General features: G+C 68.5%; 6 protein-coding genes. 4 read left to right on the top strand and 2 right to left on the bottom strand.

Annotated elements, in window-relative coordinates; genetic code table 11:
• Positions 1 to 78: 78 nt before the first annotated feature.
• Both MFF42_RS26605 and MFF42_RS20490 read left to right on the top strand, forming a co-directional pair.
• Complete coding sequence (locus MFF42_RS26605) at positions 79 to 342, top strand: FitA-like ribbon-helix-helix domain-containing protein (RefSeq protein WP_373875201.1); 264 nt, start codon at positions 79 to 81, stop codon at positions 340 to 342.
• Complete coding sequence (locus MFF42_RS20490) at positions 339 to 761, top strand: type II toxin-antitoxin system VapC family toxin (RefSeq protein ID WP_238257394.1); 423 nt, start codon at positions 339 to 341, stop codon at positions 759 to 761. The genes MFF42_RS26605 and MFF42_RS20490 overlap by 4 nt, the downstream gene beginning before the upstream one ends.
• Positions 762 to 776: 15 nt before the next feature.
• Here MFF42_RS20490 and MFF42_RS20485 read toward each other — a convergent pair whose 3' ends face one another.
• Positions 777 to 2,075: a nicotinate phosphoribosyltransferase gene (locus MFF42_RS20485; protein WP_238257393.1), complete on the bottom strand. Its 1,299-nt coding sequence runs from the start codon at positions 2,073 to 2,075 to the stop codon at positions 777 to 779.
• A 316-nt stretch (positions 2,076 to 2,391) separates the two neighbouring features.
• Positions 2,392 to 2,895, bottom strand: coding sequence for a pyridoxamine 5'-phosphate oxidase family protein (locus MFF42_RS20480; RefSeq protein WP_238257392.1), 504 nt, complete (start codon positions 2,893 to 2,895; stop codon positions 2,392 to 2,394).
• A gap of 145 nt (positions 2,896 to 3,040) precedes the next feature.
• Here MFF42_RS20480 and MFF42_RS20475 point away from each other — a divergent pair, with 145 nt between their 5' ends.
• Together MFF42_RS20475 and MFF42_RS20470 are read left to right on the top strand one after the other, a co-directional pair.
• A complete protein-coding gene (locus MFF42_RS20475; protein ID WP_238257391.1) occupies positions 3,041 to 3,313 on the top strand; it encodes a hypothetical protein in 273 nt (90 codons plus the stop codon).
• Positions 3,314 to 3,402: 89 nt separating this feature from the next.
• Positions 3,403 to 3,776, top strand: a 374-nt coding sequence (locus MFF42_RS20470) for an iron-sulfur cluster assembly protein (RefSeq protein WP_238257390.1), incomplete at its 3' end; no start/stop codon positions are given.

The raw sequence follows: 3,776 nt of genomic DNA, 5'->3' as shown, positions 1-3,776 counted from the left end.
CTTCGCCTCGCAACGACGATGCGGCAAGTTTTTCGCGGTAGCGTTGCAGCGTCCCAGGATCGCTCCTAGGAAGACCTCATGGCTTCTTCTCGCCACCCCAGCCTCACCATCCGCGATCCCGGCGGGACGCTGCGAGAGCGGCTGAAGCTTCGGGCGGTCCGCAGCGGCCGATCGCCGGAGGCAGAAGCGGAGGCGATCCTTCAGGAGAGCCTGCGCGCGGAAGACGGCACGGGTCTCGATCTCGCGGAAGCGATCCGTCGCCGTGTGGCACATCTCGGCGGGGTCGATCTGGACGAACACCCGGCCGTGGCGCTCCGCGAGACGCCTCGTCTCGAAGAATGATCGTCCTCGACACGAACGTCATCTCCGAGTTGATGCGGCCGGGTCCCGATCCTCTCGTCCTCAGGTGGCTCGCCGCACAGCCGCGATCGACGCTCTACACGACGAGCATCAACCGGGCCGAGCTCCTCTACGGTGCCGCCCTGCTGCCGAGGAGACGCCGTCGCGACGGCATCCGGACCGCGATCATGACGATGTTCGCGACCGATTTTGCCGGACACGTGCTGCCGTTCGACGAGAGCGCCGCGGATCACTATGCCCGAATCGTCGCGCTCCGACGTGAGGCGGGGCGGCCTGTCGAGGGGTTCGACGCTCTCATTGCCGCGATCACGGCTGCCGCAGGGTTCCGTGTCGCGACCCGCGACACCGGCGGTTTCACGGGCTGCGACCTCAATGTGCTCAATCCCTGGCAAAAGGCTTGAGACACCGATGGGCGTCTACACTACCACCGCCATCGCGGCCTGCTCGCCGACGCCGAACACCCGCTTGTAGCGCTCCACCTCCGCCGCCGGTCCCTGGGCCTTGCTCGGGTTGTCGGAGATCTTCACCGTCGGGCGGCCCTGCGCCTCCGTCACCTTGCAGACCACCGAGATCGGGTCGAGCCGCCCCTCCGGCACCAGTCCGCGAAAGTCGTTGGTGAGCCGGGTGCCCCAGCCGTAGCCGATGCGCATGCGGCCGTGGAACTGCGCGTGGATCGCCTCGATGTCGTCGATGTCGAGCCCGTCGGAGAAGATCGCGAGCTTTTCGCGCGGGTCGCAGCCCCGCGATTCCCAGAAGGCCAGCGCCTCCTCGCCGCCCTCGATCGGCTCCTTCGAATCGATCCGGATGCCGGTCCAGGCGGTGAGCCAGTCGGGGGCGTTGGCGAGGAAGCCGGTGGTGCCGTAGGTGTCGGGGAGCGCCACCAGCAGGTTGCCGGCGTAGTCCTGCTGCCAGTCGGCGAGCACCGCGTAGGGGGAGGCTGCCAAGGCCGCGTCGTCGTCGCCGCTGAGCGCGGCGTAGACCATCGGCAGTTCGTGGGCGTTGGTGCCCACCGCCTCGACCTCGCGGCGCAGCGCGATCAGGCAGTTCGAGGTGCCGAGGAAGGCCCGCTCGCCCAAGCCCTCCATCATCGCCTGCACGCACCAGTCCTGCCACAGGAAGCCGTGGCGGCGGCGCGTGCCGAAATCGGCGATGGAGAGGTCGGGCAGGCACTTCAGGCGCTCGATCTTCTCCCAGACGCGGGTCATGGCGCGGGCGTAGAGCACCTGCAGCTCGAACTTGCCGAGATCCCGCAGCACGGCGCGGGAGCGCAGCTCGTTGAGGATCGCCAGCGCCGGCACCTCCCACATCGTGGTCTCGACCCAGGGACCGTGGAAGGTGAGCGCCACCTGCCCCTCGCGCACCTCCAGCTCGTACTCGGGCAGGCGGAAATTCTCGAACCACGCCATGAAGTCGGAGGAGAGGATCTGGCGTTTGCCGTAGAAGGTGTTGCCGCGAAGCCAGGTGGATTCGCCCCGGCTCAGCCCGACCGTGCGGGCGTGGTCGAGCTGCGCCCGCAACTCGCCGAGATCGATCTCGTCGGCCACCCGCACGCTCCGCGTGCGGTTCTGGATCGCGAAGGTGACGGCCACGTCGCGGTGACGGCGGAAGATCATCTGCGCCATCAGGAGCTTGTAGAAATCCGTATCGAGCAGCGAGCGCACGATCGGGTCGATGCGGAAGTTGTGGTCGTAAACCCGCTTCGCGAGGTCGATCATGGGCCGTCCGTGTTCGGGGCGTGTCGCCCAAGCTTGGGGCGGATCGTCTCGGCGATCAACGGCGGCGGGTGCAAGGCCGCGTGACGAAAAAAGCGCCCCCGCCCTTGAGGCGGGAGCGTGACGCGTCATGCAAAGCCGTGGAACGAACGCTCGGGCCTCTTCCCCGTCATCGCGAGGCGAAGCCGTGGCGATCCAGGGCGCGACCCCTCCGGAAATGTCGCGGACTGGATCGCTTCGCCGACGCTCGCGATGACGGAGTTTAGCGGACCCCGAAGCGATCGGTCGGAGGCCGTAAGAGGCTCCCTTCCAAAAAAAATCAGGCGAGGTTGACCTTCTTGGTCTCGGTCTTCGGGCTCTCGCCGGTGAGCGAAGCCTTCACGTAGCCGTAGAGGTGGACCATCTTGCTCGACGGGCTGTCCCAGTACTCGCCCTGTTCGGGGTGGATCCGGATCAGGCCGACCTCCGGGTCGTCCTTGCCGTTGGGGAACCAGGTCTTGAGGCTCTCCTGCCACTTCTCGTCGATGAGCTTCTGGTCGCGGATCACCTCGGCCTTGCCGGCGATCGAGACGTAGGTCTGGCTCGACGGGTCCGAATAGGCGAGGTTGACCTGGTTGTCGCGGCCGATCTCGGCGGTCTTCGGGCTGTGCAGCTTGGTGAAGAACCAGATATCGCCGTTCTCGTCGATCTCGTTGTTCCACATCGGGCGGCTGTTCAGGGTGCCGTTCTGGTCGGCGGTGGTCAGCATCGCGACCTTGACGTCCTTGGTCAGCTCGAAGAGCTTCTTCGCGCCCTCGTGGTCGCGATGGTTGCCCTGGTGCATGAGATCCGTTCTCCGAATGTCGTCGATGGCGTGAGCCGGGCGGGAGCGGCCATCAGCGCGGCCCCATGAGTGCGGCCACCCGGCGATTGCCTCGACAACGAGCGAGGCCGGGCTTGGTTCAGGCAGGACTTCGGGAGGGGGCGAGATGAGGGTTGCATGGTTCGCGGTGCTGCTGGCGGCCCTCGCGGGGCCGGCCTCGGCCGAAGTGCGCTTCGGCCCCGGCGTGCGCATCGGCGGCCACGATTTCTCGAACCGGCGCTACCGCAGCGTCCATATCGAGCGGGTGAGGCGACTGCGCGGCCCGGTCGGCTGCCGGCATGTCCGCCGCGGCGTCTACCGGCGCGGCGACGGCTCGGTGGTGCGCGGGCCGATGGAAGAGTGCAACCTGATCGCCATTCCGCCGGGCCGGCGGCGGTGAGGCGACGCGCGCGGGCTGGCGTTTCCCGCGGGGCCGGTTAGATGAACGGGGGCGGACGGTTCCGCCCGACGCCCGATGGAGCTTGAGTTTTGGCGATCACGCGCGACGACGTGCTGAAGGCGCTCTCGACCGTGACGGTTGACCGCGGCGGCACCACCCTGCCCGGCTCCGGCCGCCTGTCCCAGGTGGTGATCGATCCGGGCAACCGGGTGATGTTCTCGATCCTGATCGATCCGAGCGAGGCCGAGCGGTTCGAGCCGGTGCGCCGCGAGGCGGAGGGTCGCGTGCTGGCGCTGCCCGGCGTGTCGAGCGTGCTGGCGAGCCTCACCGCGGAGCGGGCGTCGAACGCGCCGGCCCCGGGCGCCGCGCCGCGCCCGCCCGGGCCCGGTGCGCCGCCGCGCCAGGGCAACGCCCAGGGGAATGCCTTGCCGGGCGTGCGCCACATCGTGGCCCTGCGCGGCGA

Source organism: Methylorubrum podarium (assembly GCF_022179745.1).
Taxonomy (GTDB): domain Bacteria; phylum Pseudomonadota; class Alphaproteobacteria; order Rhizobiales; family Beijerinckiaceae; genus Methylobacterium; species Methylobacterium podarium.
Note: the sequence above shows the minus strand (reverse complement) of the source record. Positions and strands in the feature narration are given on the sequence as shown.

Bases quoted from the DNA above. Each gene is read 5' to 3' on its own strand.
- MFF42_RS26605 (WP_373875201.1), top strand. From the start codon at position 79: ATGGCTTCTTCTCGCCACCCCAGCCTCACCATCCGCGATCCCGGCGGG.
- MFF42_RS20490 (WP_238257394.1), top strand. From the start codon at position 339: ATGATCGTCCTCGACACGAACGTCATCTCCGAGTTGATGCGGCCGGGT.
- MFF42_RS20485 (WP_238257393.1), bottom strand. From the start codon at position 2,075: ATGATCGACCTCGCGAAGCGGGTTTACGACCACAACTTCCGCATCGAC.
- MFF42_RS20480 (WP_238257392.1), bottom strand. From the start codon at position 2,895: ATGCACCAGGGCAACCATCGCGACCACGAGGGCGCGAAGAAGCTCTTC.
- MFF42_RS20475 (WP_238257391.1), top strand. From the start codon at position 3,041: ATGAGGGTTGCATGGTTCGCGGTGCTGCTGGCGGCCCTCGCGGGGCCG.